21 protein-coding genes are annotated in these 24,552 nt (G+C 65.5%); 13 read left to right on the plus strand and 8 right to left on the minus strand.

The window, feature by feature from the left end; genetic code table 11:
- Positions 1–62 precede the first annotated feature (62 nt).
- Positions 63–1,049, minus strand: a complete 987-nt coding sequence (locus KVX96_RS17530) for a tripartite tricarboxylate transporter substrate binding protein (RefSeq protein WP_261196086.1) — start codon at positions 1,047–1,049, stop codon at positions 63–65.
- 105 nt (positions 1,050–1,154) lie between these two features.
- Here KVX96_RS17530 and KVX96_RS17535 point away from each other — a divergent pair, with 105 nt between their 5' ends.
- The 4 genes from KVX96_RS17535 to KVX96_RS17550 are packed head-to-tail and all read left to right on the plus strand — an operon-like array spanning position 1,155 to position 5,362.
- A complete protein-coding gene (locus KVX96_RS17535) occupies positions 1,155–1,820 on the plus strand; it encodes a response regulator transcription factor (RefSeq protein WP_261196087.1) in 666 nt (221 codons plus the stop codon).
- Positions 1,817–3,196 (plus strand): sensor histidine kinase, encoded by a 1,380-nt coding sequence (locus tag KVX96_RS17540; protein ID WP_261196088.1) that lies wholly within the window; start codon positions 1,817–1,819, stop codon positions 3,194–3,196. Before KVX96_RS17535 ends, KVX96_RS17540 begins: the two co-directional genes overlap by 4 nt.
- On the plus strand, positions 3,166–4,218 hold the full coding sequence (locus tag KVX96_RS17545) for an ABC transporter substrate-binding protein (RefSeq protein ID WP_261196089.1): 1,053 nt from the start codon (positions 3,166–3,168) through the stop codon (positions 4,216–4,218). The genes KVX96_RS17540 and KVX96_RS17545 overlap by 31 nt, the downstream gene beginning before the upstream one ends.
- A gap of 31 nt (positions 4,219–4,249) precedes the next feature.
- On the plus strand, positions 4,250–5,362 hold the full coding sequence (locus tag KVX96_RS17550; protein WP_261196090.1) for an FAD-dependent oxidoreductase: 1,113 nt from the start codon (positions 4,250–4,252) through the stop codon (positions 5,360–5,362).
- Here KVX96_RS17550 and KVX96_RS17555 read toward each other — a convergent pair.
- The 3 genes from KVX96_RS17555 to KVX96_RS17565 all read right to left on the minus strand — a co-directional run bounded on the left by KVX96_RS17555 (position 5,359) and on the right by KVX96_RS17565 (position 8,665).
- Positions 5,359–6,309: a 1-phosphofructokinase family hexose kinase gene (locus KVX96_RS17555; protein ID WP_261196091.1), complete on the minus strand. Its 951-nt coding sequence runs from the start codon at positions 6,307–6,309 to the stop codon at positions 5,359–5,361. The genes KVX96_RS17550 and KVX96_RS17555 overlap by 4 nt on opposite strands.
- A 138-nt stretch (positions 6,310–6,447) precedes the next feature.
- A complete protein-coding gene (locus KVX96_RS17560; protein ID WP_261196093.1) occupies positions 6,448–8,091 on the minus strand; it encodes a BCCT family transporter in 1,644 nt (547 codons plus the stop codon).
- A gap of 112 nt (positions 8,092–8,203) precedes the next feature.
- Positions 8,204–8,665 carry an Lrp/AsnC family transcriptional regulator gene (locus KVX96_RS17565; RefSeq protein ID WP_261196094.1) on the minus strand — a complete coding sequence of 154 codons (462 nt, stop codon included), beginning with the start codon at positions 8,663–8,665 and terminating at the stop codon, positions 8,204–8,206.
- 127 nt (positions 8,666–8,792) lie between these two features.
- Here KVX96_RS17565 and putA point away from each other — a divergent pair, with 127 nt between their 5' ends.
- The 7 genes from putA to KVX96_RS17600 all read left to right on the plus strand — a co-directional run bounded on the left by putA (position 8,793) and on the right by KVX96_RS17600 (position 17,163).
- Positions 8,793–12,269 carry a bifunctional proline dehydrogenase/L-glutamate gamma-semialdehyde dehydrogenase PutA gene (gene putA, locus KVX96_RS17570; protein WP_261196095.1) on the plus strand — a complete coding sequence of 1,159 codons (3,477 nt, stop codon included), beginning with the start codon at positions 8,793–8,795 and terminating at the stop codon, positions 12,267–12,269.
- Between the two features lie 215 nt (positions 12,270–12,484).
- Positions 12,485–12,658, plus strand: a complete 174-nt coding sequence (locus tag KVX96_RS17575) for a periplasmic nitrate reductase, NapE protein (RefSeq protein WP_261196096.1) — start codon at positions 12,485–12,487, stop codon at positions 12,656–12,658.
- Between the two features lie 3 nt (positions 12,659–12,661).
- Positions 12,662–13,237 carry a ferredoxin-type protein NapF gene (gene napF, locus KVX96_RS17580; protein WP_261196097.1) on the plus strand — a complete coding sequence of 192 codons (576 nt, stop codon included), beginning with the start codon at positions 12,662–12,664 and terminating at the stop codon, positions 13,235–13,237.
- Entirely contained in the window at positions 13,234–13,509 is a 276-nt protein-coding gene (locus tag KVX96_RS17585) for a chaperone NapD (protein ID WP_261196098.1), read from the plus strand. Before napF ends, KVX96_RS17585 begins: the two co-directional genes overlap by 4 nt.
- 17 nt (positions 13,510–13,526) lie before the next feature.
- A complete protein-coding gene (gene napA / locus KVX96_RS17590) occupies positions 13,527–16,013 on the plus strand; it encodes a nitrate reductase catalytic subunit NapA (RefSeq protein WP_261196099.1) in 2,487 nt (828 codons plus the stop codon).
- 8 nt (positions 16,014–16,021) lie between these two features.
- The gene (locus tag KVX96_RS17595; protein WP_261196100.1) at positions 16,022–16,498 is read left to right on the plus strand and encodes a nitrate reductase cytochrome c-type subunit; all 477 of its coding nucleotides are present in this window, start codon (positions 16,022–16,024) and stop codon (positions 16,496–16,498) included.
- Positions 16,498–17,163 carry a cytochrome c3 family protein gene (locus KVX96_RS17600; protein WP_314733145.1) on the plus strand — a complete coding sequence of 222 codons (666 nt, stop codon included), beginning with the start codon at positions 16,498–16,500 and terminating at the stop codon, positions 17,161–17,163. The genes KVX96_RS17595 and KVX96_RS17600 overlap by 1 nt, the downstream gene beginning before the upstream one ends.
- 106 nt (positions 17,164–17,269) lie before the next feature.
- Here the strand turns inward: KVX96_RS17600 and KVX96_RS17605 are convergent, their stop codons facing one another.
- The 4 genes from KVX96_RS17605 to KVX96_RS17620 form a co-directional block, all read right to left on the minus strand.
- Positions 17,270–18,358, minus strand: coding sequence for a porin (locus tag KVX96_RS17605; protein ID WP_261196101.1), 1,089 nt, complete (start codon positions 18,356–18,358; stop codon positions 17,270–17,272).
- A gap of 184 nt (positions 18,359–18,542) precedes the next feature.
- Entirely contained in the window at positions 18,543–19,583 is a 1,041-nt protein-coding gene (locus KVX96_RS17610; protein ID WP_261196102.1) for a zinc-dependent alcohol dehydrogenase, read from the minus strand.
- Positions 19,580–20,683 carry a mandelate racemase/muconate lactonizing enzyme family protein gene (locus tag KVX96_RS17615; RefSeq protein ID WP_261196103.1) on the minus strand — a complete coding sequence of 368 codons (1,104 nt, stop codon included), beginning with the start codon at positions 20,681–20,683 and terminating at the stop codon, positions 19,580–19,582. Before KVX96_RS17615 ends, KVX96_RS17610 begins: the two co-directional genes overlap by 4 nt.
- A 148-nt stretch (positions 20,684–20,831) precedes the next feature.
- Complete coding sequence (locus KVX96_RS17620) at positions 20,832–21,749, minus strand: LysR family transcriptional regulator (protein WP_261196104.1); 918 nt, start codon at positions 21,747–21,749, stop codon at positions 20,832–20,834.
- Positions 21,750–21,907: 158 nt separating this feature from the next.
- On the opposite strand from KVX96_RS17620, the gene chvE reads away from it, so the two are divergent.
- On the plus strand, positions 21,908–22,963 hold the full coding sequence (gene chvE, locus KVX96_RS17625) for a multiple monosaccharide ABC transporter substrate-binding protein (protein WP_261196106.1): 1,056 nt from the start codon (positions 21,908–21,910) through the stop codon (positions 22,961–22,963).
- Between the two features lie 68 nt (positions 22,964–23,031).
- A complete protein-coding gene (gene mmsA / locus KVX96_RS17630) occupies positions 23,032–24,552 on the plus strand; it encodes a multiple monosaccharide ABC transporter ATP-binding protein (RefSeq protein ID WP_261196107.1) in 1,521 nt (506 codons plus the stop codon).

Here is a 24,552-nt window from a genome sequence, read left to right on the forward strand (position 1 = left end):
AGCGCGAGGGCAGAGCCCTCGCTTCGAGCGGGCCGTTTACGGCCCGCCACGCCTGTCAGGGATTAGAGGAAGCCAAGCTTCTTCATCAGATCGCCGATGACCTTTTCCTGATCTTCCAGGAAGGCTTTGAAGTCGTCGCCGTTGTTGTAGATGTTCACCCAGCCGTTGCGCGCGCGTACTTCTTCCCACTCGGGGGTGTCATACATCTTCGCGATGGCATCCTGGTACATCGCCAGCTTGTCTTCGGGCAGACCCGGGGCGCCAAAGAAGCCGCGCCAGTTGACGAAGGTGGTGTCGATGCCCTGTTCCGCCATCGTCGGTGCGTCGGCATAGGCATCCACGCGCTCCGGCGCCGTCACGCCGATGATCTTCACTTCGCCTGCGTTGGCGAGGTCCACGGCTTCGGAGAAGCCGGTGGACAGTGCGGCGATCTCACCCGAGAGCAGCGCGGCCATGGCTTTGCCGCCCGCGTCGTAGGGGATGTATTTCACACCCAGCGCGTCCTTGCCGGCGGCTTCGAACACCATCGCGGCCACGAGGTGGTCCATGCCGCCCGGCACCGAACCGCCGCCGATGGCGGTACCATTCGGATCGGCGTCAAACGCGGCCAGCAGATCTTCCATCGAGTTCACCGGGCTGTCCTTGCCCACCACGATCGCAGCGTAATCGCCGATCGTGCCGGCAACGAGCGTCAGGTCGCGGAAGCTATGCGGGAACACGCCGGTGAGCGAGCGGATCACGATCGGCGTGGAGTTGACCATCAGCGTGCCGTGCTGGCTGTCGGCGTTCTCGATTAGGTAGCCGATCGCCTTGCCGCCGCCGCCGCCTGACATGTTCTCGTAGGATGCCGTGCCCACGAGGCCCGCGTTCGTCAGCGCCTCACCGGTGCCACGCGCGGTGCCGTCCCAGCCGCCGCCGGCACCGCCGGGGATCAGAAAGTGGATGCTGTCCACAACCTGGTGACCATCCGCCAGCGCCGGGGTGCCAAAGGCCATCGTGGCGGCCGCCGCGGCGGCCATCGCCCGGCGGGTCATGTTGAATCTCGTCATGTTGTCCTCCCATTTGACAAGTCGCGGACGCACCGCGCATGACTAGAAGGGAACACGCGAAGCTGACACGGACCTGTCACGCGCGAAAAAACTTTCGGGGGGCGGATGCGGTTTCTGCTGGTGGAGGACAATCGGGATCTGGCCGCGGCGGTGCTGGACCGCCTCAGGCTCGATGGCCATGTGGTCGATCTTGCCGGGGATGTTGCCGCCGCCGAGGCCTTCTTTGCCACCACCGACTACGATCTCATCCTGCTCGACATCATGCTGCCCGACGGGGACGGGCGGACGTTTCTTGCCCAGCACCGCGCCCGACAGGACGACACGCCGGTGATCGTGCTCACCGCCCGCTCCGAGGTGAGCGACCGCGTGGGCGTGCTGGATCTGGGGGCGGATGATTACATTACCAAACCTTTCGACTTCGCCGAGCTTGAAGCCCGCTGCCGGGCTGTGATCCGGCGGCGCGGCGGTGGGGCTCATAACGTCCGCCAGCTGGGCGATGTGACCTTTGATGCGCTCGCTGGCAGCCTTCAGGTGGGGGGGCGCAGCATCGCGCTGCGCAACCGCGAATTGCGCCTGCTGGAGATCCTCGCGGGCGCGCCGGGGGTGCTCTTTTCCAAGGCCAAGCTGGTGGACCGGTTGTTCTCCTACGATGAGGAAGTCTCGGAGAACGCAATCGAGGTCTATGTGGGCCGTCTGCGCAAGCATCTGGCGGGCTCGCAGGTCTCCATCGCCACCGTGCGCGGGCTGGGCTACCGTCTGGAAGTGGCATGAAGCCGCAAGCGCTGGTCAGCGGTTCGATCCGCCGCAGGCTTACCCTGCAACTGGTGGGCAGCGCGGCGGTATTGGCGGTTCTGCTGTTCCTGCTGGTGCTGGGCTTCGCCCGTCGCGTGGCGGAAGAATCGCAGGACAACATCCTCACCGCCTCCCTCACGTCGATCCTAGAATCCGTCGCCGTTCAGGACGGGGCGCTGACGGCAGATATCCCCTATGCAGCCTTGTCTATGTTGGGAAATGTGAGCAATGACCGGGTGTTTTACGCGATCCGGGCCGCTGGAGCGGATCTGACGGGCTATGCCGATCTGCCGCGCACAGAGCAGGAGCCCCGCGCCGGGGAAACGTTGTTCCTGACCGCCGACTACAAGGGGGAAAGCCTGCGGCTCGCAAGCGCGGCGCGGATCGTTTCGGTGCAGGGGGCACCCACGCGGGTCACGGCCTCCGTGGCGCAAACGCGCAACGGGCAGGCAGCGACGCTGGAGCGGATCTCTACCATCGCCGCGGTGCTGGGTGTGGGCTTCTTCCTTGTCTCGGCGGCACTGGCCATTCTGGCCGCGCAGGCCGCCGTGAAGCCGCTCAACGATCTTGCCGGATCGGTGTCGCGGCGGGGGCCGAAGGATCTGCGCCCGGTGGTGGCGCCGGTGCCCTCCGAAATGGCCCCGCTGGTGGTTTCGCTCAATGGTTTCATCGCCCGGCTGAAAGTCTCTCTCGCCCGGTCTGAGGATTTCATCGCGGAGGCCGCGCACCGCGTGCGTACCCCGCTTGCCACCGTGCGGATGCAGGCCGAGATCGCCCTGCGCCGGGTGGAGCGCCCCGAAAATCGCAAGGCCCTGAAGGAGATGATCCGCGCGGTGGATGAAAGCTCCCGCGCAGCGGGGCAGCTGCTGGATCACGCCATGGTCACCTTCCGCACCGACAGCCTTGAGCGGGAGGCGCTCATCTTGGCGGAACTTGCCGAGGATCTGGTGGGCCGGCTTGGCCCCGTCGCCGACCTCAAGGAGATCTCCCTGCAGCTTGAGGCCCGCGATCCGGGCGCGATGGAGGGCGATGCCATTCTACTGCAGAATGCCATCCGCAATCTGCTGGACAATGCGATCAAATATTCGCCCGCCGACAGCGTTGTGACGGTCCTAATCGACGCGCCGCCGGGTGCCCTGCGCCTGCAAGTGCAGGATGAGGGGCCGGGCTTTCCGGAGGGGGCCGAACAGCTCACGGCGCGGTTTGCGCGGGGGAGCAACGTGTCGGGCACCGTGGGCTCGGGTCTTGGGCTGACCATCGCCAAGGAGGTGGCCGAGGCCCATGGCGGCAGCCTGATGATGGAGAACAGGGAAGGAGGCGGCGCATGTGTTTCGCTCGTGTTTCCAGTAGGTTAAGGGCCTGCGTCGCTGGCGTTCTGGCACTTTGGCCGGGGCTTTTGGGGGCCTTCGAGATCGAAGAGCAGCGCCGCTTTCCCGCGCCGGGGGCGCAAGTTGCGGAGCTATCGGTGATCTCCACCGCCGATACCGATCTGTTCGCGCCGCTGATCCTGTCGTTTCAGACGCAGAATCCGGGGGTTGCGGTGGACTATGCGGCGGCCAGCAGCGGCGAGATCAACAAGGCGATCACCGGCGGCGCGGCCTTCGACATCGCGATTTCCTCGGCGATGGATCTGCAGACGAAGCTCGCAAACGACGGGTTTGCCCGTGCCCATCGCTCGGCCGCCACCGAGCGCGTGCCGGAGGGGGCCAACTGGCGCGACACGCTGTTTGCCTTCACGCAGGAGCCCGCCACCATCGTGGTGAACCCGGCCCATTTCGAGGGGCTGGAGATCCCGCGCACGCGGCAGGCGTTGATCACGCTGCTGCGCGAGAATCAGGAGCGCTTCCGGGGCCGGATCGGCACCTATGACGTGCGCCAGTCGGGCCTTGGCTACCTCTTTGCGACGCAGGATTCGCGGGCCTCCGAGGGCTTCTGGCGGCTGGCGGAGGTCATGGGTGGGCTGAAGGCGCGGCTCTATTGCTGCTCGTCGGACATGATCGAGGATGTCGCCAGCGGGCGCATCGCCATCGCCTATAACGTGCTGGGCAGCTACGCGGCGGCGCGGGCCGATCTGGCGGACCGGATCGAGATCATCGAGCCGGAGGATTTCACCACGGTGATGCTACGCTCGGTGCTGATCCCCAGCACCGCCGAGGCCCCGGAAGAGGCCGGGGCTTTCGTGGATCACCTGCTGCGCGCGGCCTGGGGTGGTGGCGGGCAGGGCGCGGCGGCGGGTTATCCTTTCCCCGCGATTGACCTTTCAGAGCAGACGGCGCGCCGCCCGATCCGCATGGGGCCGGGGCTGCTCGTCTATCTGGACAGTCTCAAGCGGGCGCGGTTTCTGGCGGAGTGGGAAGACGCGGTGTTGCAGGACTAGGCAGGCTAAAGGACAGGCCAAAAGGGGGGGCATGGAACAGGCAGAGATCGCAATCATCGGGCGCGGGTTGATCGGCGCTGCCGCCGCGCGGCATCTGGCGCGGGCGGGGCACTCCGTGGTGCTGATCGGCCCTGAGGAACCCGCGCAGAGGGCCGATCACGCGGGCCCTTTCGGCAGCCACTATGACGAGGGCCGCATCACCCGCGCGCTTGATCCCGATCCTTTCTGGAGCGCCGCCTCCCGCGCCTCCATCGCGCGCTATGGCGAGATCGAGGCCCAAGGCGGCATCTCCTTTTTCACCGAGGCCGGTGCGCTCGTCGCCGGGCCGGAAGGCAGTGATTTCCTTACGCGCGTGAGGGCCGTGGCCAAGGCCGACGGCCTGCCGCATGAGGCGTATGGGCCGGACGCGCTGGCGGCGCGCTTCCCGGCATTTCGCTTCTTGCCCGGCACCGCCGGTTGCCATGAGCCGGTGCACGCCGGCCATATCAGCCCACGCCGCCTCGTGGCCGCGCAGACGGAAAGCGCCCGCCGGGCCGGGGCGCTGTTGCTGCCCCATGAGGCTCTGGCGATCCACGAGGAGGCGCAAGGTGTGCGGGTGGAGACTTCTGGCGGCCCTGCTACCTGCAAGCGGCTTCTGGTGGCGGCCGGGGGCTACAGTTCCGCATTGCTGCCAGAGATCGCCCCCGTGAAGGTCTATGCCCGCACCGTGGCGCTGTTCGAGGTCTCCGAGGCGCAGGCCGCCGCACTCGCCGGGATGCCCTCGGTGGTGCTGCTGGAGCCATCGGGGCGCGATCCCTACCTGCTGCCGCCGATCCGCTACCCGGACGGCAAGCTCTACCTCAAGCTCGGCGGTGATCCGGTCGACAAGCCCCTGCGCAGCCAGCAGGAGATCGGCGCGTGGTTCCGTTCGGGCGGCGATCCCGAAGTCGGGGCTTATCTGCGCGGCTGGATCGAGCGCTTCATGCCGGGGCTGGAGATCGCCTCCCAACGGCTGGACGCCTGCATGACGAGCTTCTCCGCCGACGGCCAACCCATCCTGCGCCGCCTCAGCGACCGCGTCGCAGTGGCCACTGCGGGCTGCGGCAAGGGGGCGAAATGCTCCGACGAGTTGGGCCGCCTTGGGGCTGCGCTGGTGGTGGGTTAAAGCGCGCGCAAGGTGCATTGCGGCAGGCAGGCGGCCACATCCTCGGCGCGGCAGAGATCCGTGGCCGGGGTCATGACGGCTGCCGAGGCCGCCGCATTGCCATGGCGCACCGCCTCTATGGCGCTCAGGCCCCGGCTCAGGGCAAGGGTGAAGCCGCCCACGAAACTGTCGCCCGCGCCGACCTTGCTTGCCACCGGCACCTGCGCGTTGCCGCAGGCCATGGCTGTGCCGTCGGCTTGCGCGATCACCGCCCCTTCCGCGCCGCGGGCGAGGATCACCGTTTCCGCCGCGCCGCGCGCGCAAAGCTCTTGCGCGAAGGCGCCGGCCGCCTTGGCGGTGGGCAGCACGCGGCCCGCCAGCGCCTCGGCCTCTTCCTGATCCATCCGCAACACGGCCACGGGCGTTGGGCCCCCTTCGGCGATGGCCTGCAGCGGCGCGCCGGAGGTGTCAAGGATCAGCCGCGCCTTCCGCTCACCGAGCGCGGCATTGAGCGTGCGGGGGAAATCGTCTGGCAGGCCCGGCGGCTGGCTGCCCGAGAGCACCACCAGCCCACCTTCGGGCGCAAGCGCCAGCGCATCCTGCAGGAAGCGCGCGATCTCGGAAGGGCTCCATGTGGGGCCGGGCATCACGAAGCGGAACTGTTTGCCGGTGCTCTCATCCGTCACAGAAAGGCTCTGGCGGGTGTCGCCGGGGGCGGGCAGGGCGACGGCGTCGATCCCCTCCTTGCGCAGCAGATCCATCAGGGCCGCGCCCGTCGCGCCGCCCGCTGCCACCAGCGCGCGGCTTTGGCCGCCGATGTTGCGGATCGCGCGGGAGACGTTGATGCCGCCGCCGCCCGGATCCACCTGCGGTGCGGCGCAGCGCAGCTTGGGGCCGGGCACCACCTGCGGCGCATGGGTGGCGATGTCCAGCGCCGGGTTCAGCGTGAGGGTCAGGATATCGGGCATGGGGGCGGCTCGCGTTGGGGTCTGCTGGTGGCAGAGTTGCAAAGGCCGCAGTTCGGTTCAATGCGGCACTTGCGTGGGGCGAACGGAAGACGGGCGGCGCTTCCGCACCGCCCGTCTTTGCTTAAGCATGGGGCTGTTTCAGAGCACCCGCCGCTCGGCGGCCAGCCCCTTCAGGATCGCCCAGCACATCAGCAGCAGCACAATGGTGAAGGGCAGCCCGGTGGAGATCACCATGGCCTGCAGCGAGGCCAGCCCGCCGCCAACCAGCAGCGCAATGGCCACCGCGCCTTCAAAGCAGCACCAGAACACCCGCTGCGGCATCGGCGCGTCGATTTTGCCGCCCGCCGTGATCGTGTCGATCACCAGCGAGCCGGAATCCGACGACGTCACAAAGAAGACGATCACGAGGATGATGCCAATGAGCGAGGTGAACCACGCCAGCGGCAGTTCCGCGAGCATCTCGAAGAGCTTCAGCTCCAGTGGTGCTTCGCTCGCGGCGGTGATGCCCTGTTCGGTGAATTGCGTCAGCGCGGTGCCACCGAAGACTGAGAACCACAGCACGCAGACGAAGCTCGGGATCAGCAGTACGCAGATGATGAACTCGCGCACGGTGCGGCCGCGGGAGACGCGGGCGATGAACATGCCCACGAAGGGCGACCAGGAGATCCACCAGGCCCAGTAGAAGGCCGTCCAGCCGTGCATGTAGTTGGTGTCTTCCCGGCCAAAGGGCATGGAGAGCGCCGGCAGATCGCCGATATAGGCCACGATGGAGGAGCCGAAGATCGAGATGATGGCGGCTGTCGGGCCGACGATCAGCACGAAGAGCAGCAGCAGGAAGGCGAGCCCCATGTTCAGCTCCGACAGCACCTTCACGCCGCCATCAAGCCCCCGCACCACCGAAACCAGCGCTACGGCGGTGATCGCGGTGATCAGGATGACTTCCGTCGTGGTGCCCATGGGCAGGCCGAAGAGCATGTTGAGCCCGGCGTTGGCCTGTGTCGCGCCATAGCCCAGCGAAGTGGCGAGGCCGAAGAGCGTAGCGAAAACGGCGAGCACGTCGATCACATGGCCCCACCAGCCCCAGACGCGTTCGCCAAAGATCGGGTAGAAGGCCGAGCGGATGGTGAGCGGCAGGCCCTTGTTGTAGCTGAACAGCGCCAGCGCCAGCGCCACCACGGCATACATGCCCCAGGGGTGCAGGCCCCAGTGGTAGAGCGTGGCGGCCATGCCCAGTTCCAGCGCCGCGGCCTGATCGCCCGCCGCCGCGCCAAGCGGGGCCCAGTCGGTGCGCACGCCGCCCTCTTCCGTCACCCCGGCGAGCGAGGCGGAGAAATGGCTCATCGGCTCGGAGACGCCGTAAAACATCAGGCCGATGCCCATGCCGGCGGCAAAGAGCATCGCGAACCAGCCCATGTAGCTGTAATCCGGCGTCGCCTCGGAGCCGCCCAGCCGCACCGAGCCATAGGGGCTGACGATGAGGAAGAGGCAGAACAGCACGAAGATGTTGCCCGCGCTTAAGAAAAACCAAGCGAAATTCGATGTCAGCCAAGGCCGGAGCGCGCCGAAGATCGACTCCGCGACCTCGGGCAAAGCCAGCGCGAAGAAGACGAAGGCCACGACCGAAAGCCCTGAGATCACGAAAACCGGGTTGTGAAAATCCAGTCCGAAGGGGCCGATGCTGGCGGTGACGTTGTCCTGCCCGATCTCGTAATCGGTGTCGATGGTGTGGCTGGTGCCCTCTGGCTCCGGGATCCCCTGAGGATCCGTACTTTCCTCTGTCATCTGAAAAATCCGTTTCTGTTTATTGCCCTGAATGGCGGAATGGTAACAGCATTCCGGCCGGTGCAGTGAGACGATCCGACCTTTGTCCGGGCGATTGCGGCGCGAGGCCTGACTAGAATGCTGTGTCTTTCACTGATTCCATCGACACATGGGTCGAGGTATTGGCCACGAAGGGCAGCGCCGAGATCTGCTCGCCGAGGATGGCGCGATAGGCCTGAATGTCTTTCGTGCGGACCTTCAGTAGGTAGTCAAACGCGCCTGCGATCATGTGGCATTGCTCGATTTCCGGGATCGCGTTCACCGCCTTGTTGAACCGCGTCAGCGCCGCTTCGGTGGTGCTTTCCAGCTTCACCTCCACGAAGGCCACGTGATCCTGCCCCAGCTTGCGCGCGTTCAGGATGGCGCGGAAGCCGAGGATGTAGCCCTCCGCCTGCAGCCGCTTCAGCCGCACCTGGCAGGGGGTTTTCGTCAGCCCGACGCGCTGGGCGAGGTCTGTGACGCTGAGCCGCCCGTTTTCACTGAGCGCGGCGATGATCTTGGTGTCGTATCGGTCAAGTGGGCTGATTTCTGTCATTTTGCGATCCATTTGAGCTTGCTTGCAGGCTATCTTTGGGCGTTTGGCCTGTCAAATGGCTCAACTCGGGCATTTTACCTGCGGGCCGTCTGCTATCCTGCGGCCAACGCTTTTAGGAGAGCCAGCCATGACCGCCCCCCTTGCCGAAATCCGCCAAACCATCCGTGCGCTTCACTTCACCGGCGAAGATGTATTGCTGGCCGATCTGCGCGCCGCCAACGCGCCGAGCGAGGCTCTGCGCGCGAAGGCGCATGAGCGGGCCACGGGGCTTGTGGAAGCGATCCGGGGGCAGGCCGAGCCGGGGCTGATGGAGGTTTTCCTCGCCGAATACGGGCTTTCGACCAAGGAGGGCATCGCGCTGATGTGCCTTGCCGAGGCCCTGCTGCGGGTGCCTGACAGCGAAACGGTGGACGCGCTGATCGAAGACAAGATCGCGCCCTCGGCCTGGGGTGAACACCTTGGCCACTCCAGCTCGCACCTCGTGAACGCCTCCACATGGGCGCTGATGCTCACCGGCAAGGTGCTGTCGGACGGCGAGGGGCTGGCGAGCGTCCTGCGCGGGGCGATCCGGCGCGTGGGGGAGCCGGTGATCCGGGTGGCCGTGGGCCGCGCCATGCGCGAAATGGGGCATCAGTTCGTGCTGGGCGAAACCATCGAGAAGGCTGTGAAGCGCGGGCAGGGGCGGGTGTCGCAGGGCTATACCTATTCCTACGACATGCTGGGCGAGGCGGCGCTCACCGCGCGCGATGCCGATGCTTTCTTCACCGCCTATGCCGAGGCGATTAACGCGCTCTCGCCGCAGTGCACCTCGGACGACATCCGCGAGAACCCGGGCATCTCGGTGAAGCTCTCCGCGCTCTATCCGCGCTACGAATACACCCATGCCGAGGGCGTGATGGCCGATCTGGTGCCGCGCGTGAAGGAGCTGGCCAAGATGGCCGCCCATGCGGGCATGGGTTTCAACATCGACGCCGAGGAAGCCGACCGGCTGGACATCTCGCTCGACGTGATCGAGGCGGTGCTACGCGATCCGGCGCTTAAAAGCTGGGAGGGCTTCGGCGTTGTGGTGCAGGCCTATGGCAAGCGCGCGGGCGCGGTACTGGATTGGCTGCACGGGCTGGCCGAGGCGCAGGACCGGCGCATCATGGTGCGGTTGGTGAAGGGCGCCTATTGGGACACCGAGATCAAACGCGCGCAGGCCGAGGGGCTGCCGGGCTTTCCGGTCTTCACCCGCAAGGTGGCCACCGATGTGGCCTATATCTGCCATGCGCAGAAACTGCTGGGGATGACGGACCGGATCTATCCCCAATTCGCCACCCACAACGCCCATACCGTCGCCGCCATTCTTGAAATGGCGCAGGATCTGCAGGCCTTCGAGTTCCAGCGCCTGCACGGCATGGGCGAGGCACTCCATGACATCGTGAAGCAGCGCGCGGGCACCCGCTGCCGCATCTACGCGCCGGTGGGCGCGCACCGCGATCTGCTGGCCTACCTCGTGCGCCGCCTGCTGGAGAACGGCGCGAACTCCTCCTTCGTGAACCAGATCGTGGATGAGGCGGTGCCCGCCGCCGCCGTGGCCGCCGATCCTTTCGAGGCGCTAGATGCAGCCGGCCGCAACGCCGCCGTGGTGAGGCCTGCGGATCTCTTCCGCCCCGAACGCGCCAATGCGCGCGGCTGGGATGTGAACGATCCGCTCCACGCCGCCGAGATCGAGGCCGCCCGCGCGCCTTTTGCGCAGAAGACCTACGCCGTGGCGCCGCTGCTGGCGGAGGGCGTCGCGGCCCCGGAAGGTCAAAGCCTTGAGATCCGCAACCCGGCCCGGTCTGAGGATGTGATCGGCACGGTGCAGCTTGCCTCGCCGGAGCTGGCCGAAAGCGCTGTTGCCGCCGCGCGCGTCTGGGCGGCTCCGGTCGCCGAGCGCCGCGCGGTGCTGGAGAAGGCCGCTGACCTCTATGAGGCCCATTTCGGCGAGATCTTCGCGCTGCTGGCGCGGGAGGCAGGCAAAAGCTGGCGCGACGCCATCGCGGAACTGCGCGAGGCGGTTGATTTCCTGCGCTACTACGCCGCCCGCGCCGAGCTGGAGCCAAACGGAGCGCTGGGCACCGTCACCTGCATTTCGCCGTGGAACTTCCCGCTGGCGATCTTCACGGGCCAGCTCTCCGCCGCGCTGGCCGCGGGCAATGCCGTGCTCGCCAAACCGGCGGAAACAACGAATGCCATCGCCGCCTTCGCCACGGGCCTGCTGCATGAGGCCGGGGTGCCGCGCGCCGCGTTGCAACTCCTGCCCGGTGCCGGGCGGGAGATCGGCCCGGTGTTGACGGGCAGCGCTAATGTCTCCGGCGTCTGCTTCACCGGCTCCACCGCGACCGCCCAGAGCATCAACCGCACGATGGCCGAAGCGCTCTCCCCGGATGCGCCGCTGATCGCCGAGACAGGCGGGCTCAATGCGATGATCGTGGACTCCACCGCTCTGCCAGAACAGGCCGTGCGCGACATTGTGGCTTCGGCTTTCCAATCCGCTGGCCAGCGCTGCTCGGCCCTGCGCTTGCTCTATGTGCAGGAAGATGTCGCGCCCGCGATTCTGAAGATGCTGTCGGGCGCGATGGATGCGCTGGTGATGGGCGATCCGTGGCAGGCCGCAACGGATGTTGGCCCGGTGATCAACGCCGCTGCGAAGGCCGGGATCGATGCTCATGTGGAGGCCGCGCGCAAGAAGGGCCGGCTGGTGAAGCAGCTTAAAGCCCCCAGCGAAGGCACCTTCGTTGGCCCCGCCGTGATCCGCGTGTCGGGCATGGCGGATCTGGAGAAGGAGATCTTCGGCCCCGTGCTGCATGTCGCCACCTTCCGCGCCGATGCGCTGGAGCGCGTGGTGGAGGAGATCAACGCCTCGGGCTACGGTCTGACCTTCGGGGTGCATTCGCGCATCGACAGCCGCGTGGATGAGCTGGTGCGCAAGATCCGTGTCGGCAATATCTACGTCAACCGCAACCAGATCGGGGCCATCGTGGGCAGCCAGCCCTTTGGCGGCGAGGGGCTCTCCGGCACCGGCCCCAAGGCGGGGGGCCCGGCTTACCTGTCGCGGTTCACCCGACCAGAGGCAGCGCAGGTGGCAGGGGCCGAGGCTGGCCCTGTGGCCGATGTGGCCAAGGTGCAGGCTGCGCTGGACGCGGCACGCCCCAGAGGCGGGCTTCTGCTGGGCACAGAAAGCCTGCCGGGGCCGACGGGGGAATCCAACCGGCTGTCGGTCTTTGGGCGCGGCACCGTTCTGTGCCTCGGGCCGACGCTGGAGGCCGCGAAAGCACAAGCCGAGATCGCGCGCCGCGAAGGCTGCGCGGCGGTGACGGTTGCGCCCGGTGGTGACGTGGATGGGGTGCTGGGGGCCGAGGCGCTCACCAGCCTCAAAGGCGTAGACCTTGTGGCCTACTGGGGCGGCGGTGACCCGGCGCGCGCCTGCCGCATTGCGCTGGCGGCCCGCAGCGGTGCCATGGTGCCGCTGGCCTGCCAGGGCGATCTGGCCGCACGCTGCCGCCTTGAGCGTCACGTCTGCGTGGATACAACCGCAGCGGGTGGCAATGCCGCGCTTTTGGCCAGCGCAGGCGGATGAGTCGCGGCTGGTGCAATGCACCGGCCTTTCCCTCGCGGTATTGGGTTACGTATGCGTTCCGCGCCATGTGAGCATGGCGCGGAACGTTTTGATTTTGCTCGAAAAATAAACATCTCAAATTTTTTTGACCGCACCTTGATCTATGTTAAGGTCAAACTAAGAGACCAAAAATACCAGTTGTTTCAACGTCTTGTTTGCGCTGTTGGAGGAAACTCGTGGCAACCCAAGCCGATCCAAAGGCTGAGGCACCACCGAAATCGTCGGAACGTCTCGCTGTCTTCCTGCTCGTCGTCGTGATGGCGCCGGTTCTGTCTGTCGGTATCGTCGGCGGCTGGGGCTTCTTCATCTGGATGATGCAGCTCATCTTCGGCCCCCCGGGCGCGCATTAACCCATGGCGCGCGCTGAGGGCACAGATCTCGGCCGCCGCAGCTTGTTGATGGGGCGCGTCGCTGAGGCAGGGCGGAGCCGTGCCGTGCGCCCGCCCTGGGCCACGGAGGCGTCTGTTTCCGCAGGCTGCACGAGTTGCGGGGCCTGCATGGAGGCATGCCCGGAAGCCATCCTGCTCGCAGATCCCGACGGCCAGCCCTTCGTTGATTTCTCCGAAACGGCCTGCACCTTCTGCGGGGCCTGCGCGGTGGCTTGCGAGGCGGATGTTTTCGCACCCGCCGGGCCTGACGGAACGCGGCCCCAATCGGAAGCCTTCGCCCATGTCGTGACCTTAAGCAACGCCTGTCTGATGACCTCGGGCGTGGAATGCCGCCTCTGCGCCGATCACTGCGACGCCCGCGCACTGCGCTTTGACTATGCGATCCGCCCCGCCGGTGGGATCCGCCTTGAGGCGGAGGCCTGCACAGGCTGCGGTGCCTGCATCGCGCCTTGCCCGACGTCGGCCATCGAGGTCCGTTTCCAGCACGTCCCCGCCCGAGCGGGGCAGCCAGACACCCTAAAACATGAGGCCCGCGCATGAATGCCCATGCCGCCCCCGTTCATATTTCAAGCCTTCTCGTCACCGCCAAGCCCGATCTGATGGCGGCGGTGGCCGAAGCCATTGCACGTGAGCCTGCAGCGGAGGTCGCTATGACCGATCCGGCGGGCAAGATTGTCGTCGCGATGGAGACCGACAGCGAACAAGCGATCGTGGACGCCCTCGATCGTATTCAGGTTCTTGAGGGCGTTGTAAGTGCGGCGCTCGTCTATCACCAGATGGACGAAGGTGCCGAACCTCTGAGTGAGTCATAAGAAAGCGGGTGAACAGCATGGTGAAACTGACACGCAGACAGGCCATCAAGGCCAAGGCCGTCGCCGCGGCAGCCGCCGCAGCGGGCCTCCCGGCGGGGGCGCAGAACCTCGTCACGGATGCAGAGCTGACGGAGCTGAAATGGTCCAAGGCGGCCTGCCGCTTCTGCGGCACGGGCTGTTCGATCATGGTGGCCACGAAGGCGGGTCGCGTGGTGGCGACCCACGGCGATGCCGAGGCCGAGGTGAACAAGGGCCTCAACTGCATCAAGGGCTATTTCCTGTCCAAAATCATGTACGGCGGCGACCGTCTGACCCAGCCGCTGCTGCGCAAAACAGATGGCAAGTTCGACAAGAACGGCGATTTCGAGCCCGTAAGCTGGGATGAAGCCTTCGACATCATGGCCGAGAAGTGGAAAGCCACGCTGAAGGCGAAGGGCCCCGAGGCGATCGGCATGTTCGGCTCCGGCCAGTGGACCGTCTGGGAAGGCTATGCCGCCTCCAAGCTGATGAAGGCGGGCTTCCGCTCCAACAACATTGACCCCAACGCGCGCCACTGCATGGCCTCGGCCGTTGTGGGCTTCATGCGCACCTTCGGCATCGACGAGCCGATGGGCTGCTATGACGATTTCGAAGCCGCCGATGCCTTCGTGCTCTGGGGCTCGAACATGGCCGAGATGCACCCGATCCTCTGGACGCGCATCGCGGACCGCAAGTTCAGCCACCCGCATGTGAAAGTGGCCGTGCTCTCCACCTTCGAGCACCGCAGCTTCGATTTGGCCGACATCCCGATGGTGTTCGAGCCGCAGACCGACCTGATCCTGCTCAACGCGATCTCGAACTACCTGATCGAGAACGACGCGGTGAACATGGACTTCGTCGAGAAACATGTGAACTTCAAGAAGGGCGCGCAGGATATCGGCTACGGCCTGCGCCCGGAGAACCCGCTGCAGGCGGCGGCGGCCAACCCGGATTCGGGCGCGTCCGATCCGATCACGTTTGAGGAATTCGCCGAATTCGTGAAGCCGTACACGCTGAAAATGGCTGCTGAAGCCAGCGGTGTGCCGGAGACCCGGATCGAGGAACTGGCCAAGCTCTACGCCGATCCCGACACCAAGGTGATGAGCCTCTGGACGATGGGTGTGAACCAGCACACGCGCGGTGTGTGGGTCAACAACATGATCTACAACCTGCACCTGCTGACGGGCAAGATCTCCACCCCCGGCAACTCGCCCTTCTCGCTCACCGGCCAGCCCTCGGCTTGTGGCACGGCGCGCGAGGTGGGCACCTTCAGCCACCGCCTGCCGGCCGATATGGTCGTCAACAACCCCGAGCACCGCGCCATCGCGGAAGGCATCTGGAAGCTGCCCGAAGGCACCATCCCCGAGAAGGTCGGGGCCCACGCCGTGCTGCAGAACCGCCTGCTGAAAGACGGCAAGATCAACTGCTACTGGGTGCAGGTGAACAACAACATGCAGGCTGCGCCGAACATGATGGAGGAAGGGCTGCCGGGCTACCGCAACCCCGACAACTTCATCGTGGTCTCTGATGCCTATCCCACCGTCACCGCGCAGGCGGCTGACCTGATCCTGCCCGCCGCCATGTGGGTGGAGAAGGAAGGCGCCTACGGCAACGCCGAGCGTCGCACGCAGTTCTGGCACCAGCTGGTGGATGCGCCCGGCGAAAGCCGCTCCGACCTCTGGCAGCTGATGGAGTTCTCCAAGCGCTTCACGGTGGAGGACGTTTGGCCGCAGGAGCTGCTGGACAAGGCCCCCGAGATGGCCGGCAAGACGCTCTTTGAGGTGCTCTATGCCAATGGCAACGTGGATGCCTTCGGCCTCGAGGAAACCAGCAAGGACTACGCCAACCAGGAATCCGATCACTTCGGCTTCTACGTGCAGAAAGGCCTGTTCGAGGAATACGCCGCCTTTGGCCGTGGCCATGCCCACGATCTGGCGCCGTTTGAAACCTATCACGAGGTGCGCGGGCTGCGCTGGCCCGTGGTGGACGGCAAGGAAACCAAGTGGCGCTTCAATCCCGAATATGACCCCTACGCCAAGGGCGAGGGCTGGGATTTCTACGGCAACAAGGACGGCAAGGCCAACATCTTCGCGCTGCCTTACGAGCCGCCGGCGGAAAGCCCGGATGAGGAATACCCGTTCTGGCTCTCCACGGGGCGCGTGCTGGAGCATTGGCACTCGGGCTCGATGACCCAGCGGGTGCCCGAGCTCTACAAGGCGGTGCCGGATGCGCTGTGCTACATGCACCCGGATGACGCCGCAGAGATGGGCCTGCGTCGGGGCAGCGCGATCAAGGTGATCTCGCGCCGGGGCTATATGGAAACGCGGGTTGAAACCCGTGGGCGCAACAAGCCGCCGCGCGGCCTGATCTTCGTGCCGTGGTTCGACGCCAGCCAGCTGATCAACAAGGTCACACTGGACGCGACCGATCCGCTCTCCAAGCAGACCGACTTCAAGAAATGCGCCGTGCGCATCGAAGCTGTGTGAGGTGTGAGATGAAACGTATCCTGATCCCCCTTCTTGGCGCAGCCGTCGTGGCGCTGTCCTTCAGCGCGGCCTCGGCCCAGCAATATGTGGCCACGCTGCGCGGCGAGGTTGACCTCGCCGAAGAGAGCACGCCGCCGGTGATCGCCAACGAGGTGAACAACGACATCCGCAAGGCGCGGAACTACCCGGAACAGCCGCCGCTGATCCCGCATAAGATCGAAGGCTACCAGATCGACAAGAACGCGAACAAATGCCTGACCTGCCACGCGCGCAGCGCCGTGGAGGACAGCCAGGCGCCGATGATCTCGGTCACGCATTTCATGGATCGTGGCGGGCAGGTGCTGGCCTCGGTGTCGCCGCGCCGCTACTTCTGCAACCAGTGCCACGTGGTGCAGCATGACGCCAAGGAGCTGGTCGAGAATGCCTTCGTGGACGTCGACCACGTGCTCGATTACCTGAAAGAAAGCCAGGGGGGCAGCGACTGATGTTTGCCAGACTCTGGAACTGGATCAAGGGCCTCTGGCGAACCATCGCCCGGCCCAGCGTCCACTACTCCCTCGGCTTCCTCTGCATGAGCGGCTTTCTGATGGGGATCATCTTCTGGGGCGGGTTCAACACCGCGCTGGAGGTGACGAACACCGAGAAGTTCTGCACCGGCTGCCATGAAATGCGCGACAACGTCTTTGAAGAGTTGAAGACGACGATCCACTATACCAACCGCTCCGGCGTGCGGGCCACCTGCCCGGATTGCCACGTGCCGCACGAGTGGACGCCCAAGATCGCGCGCAAGATGCAGGCCAGCAAGGAGGTCTGGGGCAAGATCTTCGGCACGATCAACACGCGCGAGAAGTTCCTCGAAAAGCGGCTTGAGCTGGCGCAGCATGAATGGGCGCGGCTTGAGGCCAATGACTCGCTCGAATGCCGCAACTGCCACTCGGAAGACTACATGGATTTCACCCGCCAGTCCCAACGCGCGGTGGAAGCCCACGAGCGCTTCCTCGTGACGGGCGAGAAGACCTGTATCGACTGCCACAAGGGCATCGCCCACCAGCTGCCCGATCTTGGGCAGGCGGGCATGATGAAGCCCCAGCCGACCGAGGAGCAGATCGCGGCCTACCTCGACAGCCTCACGGTCCCGGCGCGCAACTAATCCCGGCGCGCAGCCCTCGGGCTGCGCGTCTTCAAAATGAAAAACGCGGCCCCAAGATCAGGGCCGCGTTTTTTGTTTCAGGTGTTGGTGTCGGGGGCGCTGCCCCTTAGAAATCATACTTCCAGCGCGCGCCCAGCAGCCAGGAGTCCATATCCTGATAGAGCGTGCCGCTGGTGTCGGAGAAGCTGTAGTCACGGTAGCCCGCGTAGAGCTCCATATTCGCGGCGTCGATCTTCTGCACGAAAGACACGCCCCAGAGATCGGAGTCCGAGCCCGAGGTGTCGAAATCCTGCCCGGCGTAGTAATCCAGCGCCGCTGCCGTGCTGCCCCAGCTGGTAAAGGTACGCTCAAGCCCAAGGCGGGCCATGGCGTAGGAGGCATCGGTGTCCGCGCCGCCTGCGATCAGGGTGAAGCTCACGCCCGAAGGGGTGTGCAGGATCCCGGCCGAGCCCGCATAGGCCCCGGCGTTGCTGTCGCTGGTGTCGGAGTAGCCGGCGGAGGCGGCGAATTCCACGTCGCCGAAGGTGTCGGAGTAGTAAACGGCCAGATCGTAGAAATCGCGGTCATCGCCGGAGGTGAGCACTTCGATCCCGTAGGCGGCGGCCACTTTGAAGCCGCCGTATTGCGGCGTGTCGTAGCGCAGGCGGAAGCGGCGGCTGCCGTCGAAATTCTTGAACACATCGGAGATGGCGATGCCCGAGAGCGTGCCGCCGGTGTCGCGGAACTGGAAGCCGCCGGCCTGATCGCCGATGGCGCTGCCCGCCACCACGCCAACGCCGGTGAAATCGGAGCCGACCACACCGTCGCTCGCCATGGAGCCTTGGCCTGCGTAGAAGGTGCCGTAACCGGTGGAGAAGATCGCTTCGAACTTCCGCAGGTCGGTGCGTTTGATGTCCCAGAAATCCGGCTCGCTCAGCTGGCTCACCGCGCCCGACTGGCGAAAGCCCAGCCCGGTTTCGAAGTTGAACAGGAAGCTGTTGCCGGTGTCGCCCAGATCGCCGGTGACATTGAAGCCGAAGCGGCTGTTGGAGTTGGAGTTGTCGACGAAGGTGTCTTTCGTCTGCCCGCCGTCATCGACGCTTTGCCACGCCGGGTTGAAATGGCCGTAGAACTCGATACCGGAAGTGCCTTGCGCCCAGAGCGCAGAGGGCAGGGCGAGCGCGGTTGTTGCAAGAAGGGGGAATGCGGCTTTCATGGAAAGCTCCTCGATGCTGCCTTGGCGCGCTCCGCGGGTCTTCCGCCCGCGGTTGGGCGCCCAATTGGGGGATAAAATACAACCTTACAGATAGCACAAAGAAAGCGGGGCGGCAGCGCCGCCCCGGATGTCAGGCCAAGTTCACCGCCAACCGTTGCCGATTGGCCCCGTGCCAGAAGGTGGCTCAGTCGAAATCGCCGACCTTGATCATGCTCTTCATCGCCGTCGGGCTGCGGTCCAGCGCCTCGAAAGCGGCCTGCACTTCGGAGAGCGGCGAAATATCGGTGATGAAGCGTTCTGCATCCACAGCGCCCTGCGCCAAAAGCGAGATGGCGCGTTCGTAATCCTCCGGCTCATAGACGCGCGCGCCGATCAGCTTCAGCTCGCGCCAGAAGAACTGGAACAGGTCGATCTGCGGTTTCTGGGCGTGGATGGCGACCATGACGATACGCGCGCGGGTGCCGGCAACGGCTGTCATCGCGTCCACCCCGGCCTGCGTGCCGGAGACCTCGAACACAACTTCGGCGGCCTTGCCATTGGTGCGGGTGTTGATTGCTTCGGCGAGGTTGGCCTCGCGCGGGTTGATCGTGTTAAACCCCATGGCCTGCGCCACGGAAAGCCGGTGTTCGTTCACCTCCGAGATCACCACATTGCCGCCAGCGGCACGTGCCGCGATGGCCACCAGCACGCCGATGGGGCCGCCGCCGATCACCACGGCATCCTCACCGTCCGTCAGGCCCGAGAGCCGCACGTCGTGGCAGGCCACAGCCAGCGGCTCGATCAGCGCGGCATGGGCCAGCGCCAGTCCGTCCGGCAGGTGGTGCAGCGTGTGGGCGGGTACGCTCCAGAGGCCCTGCAGCGCGCCGTCGGTATCAAGGCCGAGGAACTTCAGCTTGTGGCAGATGTGGCTGTGGCCCGCCGTGCAGGCCGGGCACTCACCGCAGGGCTGCAGCGGGCGTACCACGACGCGCTGACCGGGCGTAAAGCCCTCCACGCCTTCGCCGAGGCTTTCCACCACGGCCGACATCTCATGGCCCAGCACCCGGTCAAAGCCGACGCGGGCGTCCATGTTGCCGTGGTAGACATGCATGTCGGTGCCGCAGATGCCGCAATAGGCGATGGCGAGTCGCACCTCGCCGGGCCCTGGCTCAGGCGCGGTGCGCTCTTCCACGGAAAAGGTCTTGTCGCCGCGATAGACGGCGGCGGTGACGGTTTGGGTGCTCATGCATGCATCTCCTGATGGGCGCGGCGCAGTTTCTCCCAGTCGAAGGAGACGCCGGTGCCGGGGGTGTTGGGGGCGACCGCGAGGTGATCTTCGATCACCAGAGGACGGGTTGTGTATTGGTCGATCGGGAAGGAATGGACTTCGATCCAGCCCGCGTTTTCACGGCCCGAAACGAGGCTCACGTGCAATTCCTGCATCCCGTGCGAGCAGATCGGAATGTCATGGGCCGCGCTCAAGGCCGCGACTTGCAGCCAGCCGGTGATGCCGCCGCAGTTGGAGGCATCGGGCTGCAGGTAGCTGAGCTTTGCATCGGCCACCGCATATTCGAACTCGTGGATCGTGTGCAGGTTCTCACCCATGGCGAGCGGCATGCCTGTGGCTTGAGCGATGCGGCCATAGCCCTTGTAATCATCCGGGATGATCGGCTCTTCGAACCATGTGATGCCGTAGGGTTTGAAGGCTTCAGCCGCCGCGATGGCCTGCGCTTCGGTCATGGAGTAGTTGGCGTCCACCATGAAGGTCACATCGGGGCCGATCAACGCGCGGACGGCCTTGATGCGGGCCACGTCTTCGTCCAGCGTCGGCTGGCCGATCTTGATCTTCACCCCGTTGTGGCCCTTCGCCAGATAGCCGCGAATGCTGTCCAGAAGCTTGGGCAGGGGGAAGTTCAGATCGATCCCGCCCGCATAGGCGCGGCAGCGATCCGCAGCGCCCCCGGCCATCTGCCAGAGCGCACGGCCCTCGCGCTTGCCGCGTAGATCCCAAAGGGCAATATCCACGGCGGAAATGGCGAAGCTCGCGATGCCGCCGCGCGCGACGTAATGCACGTGCCATTGCATCGCTTCGTAAAGCGCCTCGACTTCGCGCCCATCGCGCCCGATGAGGAAGGGGGCCAGATCGTGGCGGATCATCGCCTCGATCGCATGGCCGCCCTTGCCGCCGGTATAGGTGTAGCCGGTGCCTTCGCTGCCATCGGCCAGCCGCACGGTGGCGGTTATCAATTCGAAATGGGTGTGGTCGCCGTGTTTGGCGTCGGTCAGCACCTCCGCCAGCGGTACATCGAAGCGGCGCACCTCGACGGCTGTGATCTCCCGTGTCAAACCCCGCTCCCCCATCGGCTGGCCCATCTGCTGGCATGCCCCGCGACTGGCCGCGTCTGGCCGGGGCTTGGCTGGGCGCACAATGCAAAAAAAACATTGCCCCGTGCAATGGGCAATTGCCGTGGCGGCAGGGCAGGCGGGTGTGCCGCTACAGATGCGCGAAGACCCGCGCCAGCACCCGCTCCGCCGCGCTGCTGAGCTGGCGGCCCCGGTTCTGGATGATGAAACAGGGCGACACCGTGATCGGCGTCGCCAGATCCAGCACCTCCACCTGCGTGCTGAGCGGATCCTGCAACAGCATGTTGGCCACCTCATGGGTCAGCGGCGCGATGGTGTCGGTGCCCTGCAGGAAGGCCAGCGCAATCAGCAGCGAGGAGGAGTTGGTGACCTTGCGCGGCACCGAAAGCCCCTGCGCGTGGAAGGCTTCCTCCACCGCCTGCCGGATCGGCGAGCCGATGTCCTGCACCACCCATTCATGGGCAAGGAGAGCCTGCAGCTGCAGAGCGCGCTGGCCGGCCAGCGGATGCTCCGGGCGCACCAGCAGCGAAACGACCTCCCCGCGTGCCGGGTGCAGGCGGAACTCCCGCGCGTCGTAGCCGGGCGCTAGGCGGCTGATGACGAAATCATAGCGCCCTTCCACGAGGCCTCGCATCAGCTCGGTGGAGGGGGCCACCTCGATGGTGAACTCGATGTCGGGGGCGTCGGCTTTGATCTCGCGCACGGCGGGCATGAGCGAGCCCACGGCCGGGCCGGTGACGGTGCCGATCCGCACGCGGCCCATGTCGCCGGTGGCAAAGCGCTGTGCCTCGGCCTGCAGCAGATCCAGTTCTTCAAGGATCACCTTGGCATGGCGCAGGAAAATCGCGCCAAGCGGGGTGGGCTCCATCCCCTTGGGGTGGCGCTCAAACAGCGCGCCGCCAAGGGCGGTTTCCACTTCGGCCAGCGTGCGCGAGGCGGCGGGCTGCGAAATCGCCGTCAGATGCGCCGCGGCCTGCAACTGGCCGGTCTCCGCGATTTTCAGGAGCAATCGCAACTGGTTGGGTTTCAGGCGGCGGGCGAGGTCCATCGGTAGTGCATTCCAAAACGGTTATGCAGATTACCAGTAATGCGAATTGCTTGTTATGCAAAGCGGTTGTTAACCCTTTTCTCGGGCCCAAGCGGCCCAAAAGGGAGACCGCGCCGCCAAATCAACAAAACACAGGCGCATCCACGTGGAGGAGACACATGAAACTCAAATCGATTCTGGCCTCGGCCGGCACCGCGCTGCTGTTCGCAACCGCCGCTTACGCCGACGGCACCGTCGGCATCGCCATGCCCACCAAATCCTCGGCCCGCTGGATCTCGGACGGCAACTCGATGGTGGAGCAATTCACCGCCGCCGGCTACGAGACCGATCTGCAATACGCCGAAGACGACATCCCCAACCAGCTCGCCCAGATCGAGAACATGATCACCAAGGGTGTGGATGTTCTAGTGATCGCGGCGATTGACGGCACCACGCTTTCCAATGCGCTGGAAAACGCCGCCGCCTCCGGTATCCGCGTCATCGCCTATGACCGCCTGATCCGCGACAGCGGCAACGTCGACTATTACGCCACCTTCGACAACTTCAAGGTGGGCGTGCAGCAGGCCACCACGCTGGTCGATGGTCTGAACGAGCGTTTCGCCGATGCGAAACCGTGGAACGTCGAGCTGTTCGGCGGCTCGCCGGACGACAACAACGCCTATTTCTTCTACGACGGCGCCATGAGCGTGCTGCAGCCGCTGATCGATGACGGCTCCGTCAATATCGTCTCCGGCCAGATGGGCATGGACACCGTCGGCACCCTGCGTTGGGACGGCGCGGTGGCGCAGGCCCGCATGGATAACCTGCTCTCTGCCCATTACACCGACGCCGTGGTGCATGGGGTTCTGTCGCCCTACGACGGGCTCTCCATCGGCATCCTCTCCTCGCTCAAGGGCGTGGGCTACGGCTCCGGCGATCTGGCGATGCCGATCGTCACCGGGCAGGACGCCGAGGTGCCTTCGGTGAAATCCATTCTCGCCGGTGAGCAATATTCCACCATCTTCAAGGACACCCGCTCGCTGGCTGGTGTGACCGTGGGCATGGTCGACGCGCTGCTCAAGGGCGGTGAGCCGGAGATCAACGACACCTCCACCTACGACAACGGCGTGAAAGTGGTGCCCTCCTACCTTCTCGAACCGCTTCCCGTGACGGTTGAGAACTGGGAAGAGCTGCTGATCGGCTCCGGGTACTACACCATGGATCAGATCAAGTAGGCGCAAGGCAACCACAAGGCTCGCCCGGCCTCACCCGGGCGGGCCGACAAGACGGAGCAAGCAGGGGCATGGCCGCGCTTCTTGAAATGCGCTCGATCACCAAGACCTTTCCGGGGGTGAAAGCCCTTGATGAGGTCAATCTCACCGTCCGCGAAGGGGAAATCCACGCGCTGGTCGGCGAGAACGGGGCGGGCAAATCCACGCTGATGAAGGTGCTGAGCGGGGTCTACCCGCATGGCAGCTACGAGGGCGAAATTCACTATGATGGCGCTGTGGCCGCCTTCCGCGACATCGCGGACAGCGAGAAACAGGGCATCATCATCATTCACCAGGAGCTGGCGCTGGTGCCGCTTCTGTCCATCGCGGAGAACATCTTCCTCGGCAACGAACAGGCCCGTGGCGGAGTGATCGACTGGCAGGGCACCTTTCGGCGCACCGAAGGGCTGCTGAAGAAGGTCGGCCTGAGCGAGGCGCCGACGACGCTGGTGGACAAGCTCGGCGTCGGCAAGCAGCAGCTTGTGGAGATCGCCAAGGCGCTGTCCAAGGAAGTGCGGCTGCTGATCCTCGACGAGCCCACGGCGGCGCTGTCGGAATCCGACAGCCAGGCGCTGCTGGATCTTCTGCTGGAGCTGAAGGCGCAGGGCGTGACGAGCATCATCATCAGCCACAAGCTGAACGAGGTGCGCCGGGTGGCCGATACCGTCACCGTGATCCGCGACGGCACCACCGTTTCCACGATGGATGCGCGCAGCCAGCCGATCACCGAAGACGCCATCGTGCGCGACATGGTGGGCCGGGACATGGCGCATCGCTACCCGGAGCGCGAGAGGCGCGCGGGTGAGATGCTGCTGGAGGTCACGGGGTGGAACGTCTGGCACCCGGAGCATACCGAGCGGCAAGTGATCCGCGAGGCCGCCTTCAACGTGCGCGCGGGCGAGGTCGTGGGGATTGCCGGGCTGATGGGCGCGGGGCGCACCGAGCTGGCGATGAGCCTCTTCGGCCGCTCCTACGGGCGCAATATTTCAGGCGAGGCGAAGATCCGCGGGCAAGCGGCGGATCTCTCCAGTGTGCCCAAGGCCATCGCCGCGGGGCTGGCTTACGTCACCGAGGATCGCAAGAGCCTCGGACTGATCCTTGAGGAATCCATCGAGCGCAACGTGACGCTGGCCAATCTGGCGGGCGTCTCGGCGGGCGGGATCCTCAACGAGAACGAAGAAACCGCCGTGGCCGAGAAATACCGCGCCGCGATGAACATCCGCACACCCAGCGTGTTCCAGAAGGTGATGAACCTCTCCGGCGGCAACCAGCAGAAGGTGGTGCTGTCCAAGTGGCTCTTTGCCGGGCCGGAGGTGCTGATCCTCGATGAGCCGACACGCGGCATCGACGTGGGCGCGAAGTTCGAGATCTACGGGATCATCAACGAGCTTTCCGCCCAAGGTAAAGGCGTGCTGATGATCTCCTCCGAGATGCCCGAGCTCTTGGGCATGTGCGACCGCATTTACGTGATGAACGAAGGGGCTCTGGTGGGCGAGTTGACCGCCGCAGAGGCCAGCCAGGAGCGCATCATGTCGCTCATCGTGACCGAATAA

The sequence above is a fragment of the Pseudoruegeria sp. SHC-113 genome, assembly GCF_025376885.1.
Taxonomy (GTDB): Bacteria; Pseudomonadota; Alphaproteobacteria; order Rhodobacterales; family Rhodobacteraceae; genus Pseudoruegeria.